The 3,073-nt window shown below is 65.1% G+C and carries 3 protein-coding genes; all 3 read right to left on the reverse strand.

What is annotated here, in order from left to right; genetic code table 11:
• Positions 1-721: ABC transporter ATP-binding protein (locus APH33_RS22560; RefSeq protein WP_054887264.1), on the reverse strand; the 721-nt coding region annotated here is incomplete at its 3' end.
• 66 nt (positions 722-787) lie between these two features.
• Entirely contained in the window at positions 788-1,813 is a 1,026-nt protein-coding gene (locus APH33_RS22565) for an aromatic ring-hydroxylating dioxygenase subunit alpha (protein WP_054887265.1), read from the reverse strand.
• A 36-nt stretch (positions 1,814-1,849) separates the two neighbouring features.
• Positions 1,850-2,869 carry an ABC transporter substrate-binding protein gene (locus APH33_RS22570; protein WP_054887266.1) on the reverse strand — a complete coding sequence of 340 codons (1,020 nt, stop codon included), beginning with the start codon at positions 2,867-2,869 and terminating at the stop codon, positions 1,850-1,852.
• Positions 2,870-3,073: the final 204 nt, after the last annotated feature.

The raw sequence follows: 3,073 nt of genomic DNA on the forward strand, positions 1-3,073 counted from the left end.
CGGGGCGGGCGCCCATCACCACCACCCGCGACGACAGGTAAACCGCCTCGAAGATGCTATGGGTGACGAACACCACCGTCAGGTCGCGCTCCGCCCAGAGGCGGCGCAGGTCGCTGTCGAGCTTGTTGCGGGTGAATTCGTCAAGCGCGCCGAACGGCTCGTCCATCAACAGCAGGTTGGGCTCGGTGGCCAGTGCGCGGGCAATCGATGCGCGCATCTGCATGCCGCCAGACAGCTCGCGCGGGTAAACGGCACCGAATGCACCCAGGCCAACCCGTTCCAGCGCCGCTTGCACCCTGGCCTGGCTTTGCGCGCGAGGCACACCCGCCAGGTCCAGGGGCAGCCGCACGTTGTCCTGCACCCTGGCCCACGGCATCAAGGTAGCTTCCTGGAACACCATCGCCAGGCGCTGGCTTGTCCCATCGCCCTGCGGGGCGCGCTCGGGGGCGTCCTTGCCCCACCAGCGCACATGGCCAGCTGAGGGTTGTTCCAGGCCGGCGAACATCTTCAACAACGTGCTTTTGCCGCAACCGGAGGGCCCCAGCAGCGAGACGAACTCGCCGCGCTGGATCGCCAGCCTGACGCGGCGCAAGGCGTGGGTGCCATTGCTGTAGGTCTTTTCCACCTGGTTGGCGAACAGCGGGGTCTCGGCGCTTATGGTATCGGCAGGCACGCGGGCCTGTGGTCGGGCGTCGGCTTCGGACAGGGTCTGTATCAACATGGGCGCGTTCCCATTTGGCTATGTGCGGTGGCAGAGGCCCCGGCGCACCGGGGCGCTGAACGGCATTCAATGGCTGGCGAACACTTCGCTTTCGCCATGGGCTTCGAGCAAGCCCAGCAATTGCCGGCGGATCACCAGGCCGGGCTTGTCAGAGGGCATGTGCAGCTCGACGCGCCGACGGGTATCGACGCAGGCGTCGGGGTCAGTGGCCTCGAGAATGTCGCGGTCCTCGGCGGTGATCGCCGCGTCCCAGTCGATCAGCGCCTGGGTCGAGCACTGTGCTTCGCTGTCGTTGCGGTACAGCCACTGCACCAGCATCAGGCGCCCGTCATCGATCGGTGTGGCGCAGTTGTAGATGATGTGATGGATGCCACTTTCCGGGTACATGCAGCCGAAGCGTCGCGAGAACGGCAGGTAATAGCGGTTGACCAGATGGCGCTCGGTGATCGGCGCACGGCTGCCGGTGATGGCGAAGCTGGCCTCGGGGTTGCGGACCGGCACGCGGGTCTCGGCTTCGAAACCGTAGTCGGTTTCGCGGAACGCGTAGCTGGCCGGTTGCGGCTGGTCGAACAAACCGAAATTGGCCTTGTGCACAAACGAGAAGTGCGAGTTGTCGAATGAATTTTCCATGACCCGCAGCGGGCTGGTTTTCCATTCTTCGTAGAACTGGAAGATGCGCCGGTAACCAGGGGCGCCATCCTCGGGGAAGTCGGGGATCGGCTGCAGCGGATCGTCCAGGGCCACCCAGGCATAGCCGTAACGTGCCTGGCAATGGTAAGCCTTGACGGCTGCCCCGGCAGGGATTGCCCCTGTCGGGTTCTGCGGGATCTTCACGCAGGCGCCCGTGCAGTCGTACTCCCAGCCATGGTAGCCGCAGGCGATGTTGCCGTCTTCGCTGACAAAACCTTTGGACAGCCTGGCGGTGCGGTGGCAGCAGCGGTCGCGCATGGCGACCGGCGTGCCGTCGGGGCGCTTCCACAGCACCAGGGCTTCCCCGAGCAGGGTGAAGGGCTTTGGCCCGTCGTCCAGGGCGGTCATCGGCAGAAGGGCGTACCAGAAGCGACGCAATACGGGTTGTTTGGTGACCAACATGATTCGGTTCCTTAGGGGTTCAAGTGCCTGAACGGGTCAGCGGCTGGCAGCCTGGTTGGTGCCGGGCAGCACATGGAGGTCCTGCACGAAGCGTGTGGTGTAGGCCTTCTGCCAGGGCGCGCCAGCGCCAAGCAGGCCAGCCTCGACCATGAAATCGCGGGTCGCCTGCCAGCGCGCGTCACTCATGGTGCCAATGCCGTGGAGTGCCGCGTCGCCGCGGGTCAGCAACTGGTGTTGCTTGAGGGTCGAGACGCCCCAGGCCAGCAGTTCATCGCTCATGTTGGGGTTGTCACGCTTGATCAGCGCATTACCTGCGGCGGGGTTGTCCAGATAACGCTTCCAGCCCTCGAGCGAGGCGCGCACGAACGCAGCGACGCGCTGCGGGTGCTGATCGATGAGGTCCTGGCGGGTGGCGACGGTCGAGCCGTAGGGCGGGTAACCCGCATCGGCGAACAGGAAGAAGTTGGGCTGTTGGCCAGCCTTGATGGCCTGGAACAGCTCTGAGCTGGCGTAGGCCTGCTGGGTGGTGTCGGCGCCTGCAAGGAAGGGCTGCAGGTTGAAGGTATAAGGGCGGGCCTGGCTGTCCTGCAGCTGGTACTTGCCCTTGAGCCAGGGCCACCAGGTTTGCTGGCCGGACGTCGATACCAGGACCTGCTTGTTGTTCAGCCCGTCCAGGCCGGAGACGTCGGCGTGGGTCATCAAGCCCTGCGGGTCACCCTGAAACGGCGCGGCCACCGCCACTACCGGCAGGCCTTGCTCCACGCTCTTGAGGATCTGCAGGTCATAGTTGACGATGAAGTCGGCTTGCCGGCTGACCAGCAGCTGCATGCCATTGACCTGCGGGCCACCCATGCGGATGGTCACCTCCAGCCCTTCTTTCTCGTAAAGGCCTTCGGCCAGGGCCTGGTAAAAGCCGCCCTGTTCAGCCTGGGCGTACCAGGAGGTCAGCAGCACGACCTGATCGCCGGCCATGGCCGCAGGCGCGCCCACCAGCAGCACACCGAGCCCTGCCAGCAGCGAGCGAAGCGGTTGAGTCAAGCCAAAGCGGTTTTTCATGATTGTTCTCCACCTCGATTCGAAATCCGTCGGGGGCCCTGGTCGGCCCCTCGGCGAGAAGCCCGAGTGGAGAAGCGACGCAACTGGAGAAAGGCGAGCGTTCACGACTGACACTGCTCTCTTGCCCCGGGGCCGACGGCCCGCGTGCAATCATCCACCCGGATGTACGCCCGGTCAGGGGCGCAAGAGCAATGTCCCGTGCCT

The sequence above is a fragment of the Pseudomonas sp. NBRC 111130 genome, from assembly GCF_001320485.1.
Classification (GTDB): Bacteria; Pseudomonadota; Gammaproteobacteria; order Pseudomonadales; family Pseudomonadaceae; genus Aquipseudomonas; species Aquipseudomonas vlassakiae.

Excerpts from the sequence above, each read along its gene's own strand:
- APH33_RS22565 (WP_054887265.1), bottom strand. The coding sequence starts at position 1,813 with ATGTTGGTCACCAAACAACCCGTATTGCGTCGCTTCTGGTACGCCCTT.
- APH33_RS22570 (WP_054887266.1), bottom strand. The coding sequence starts at position 2,869 with ATGAAAAACCGCTTTGGCTTGACTCAACCGCTTCGCTCGCTGCTGGCA.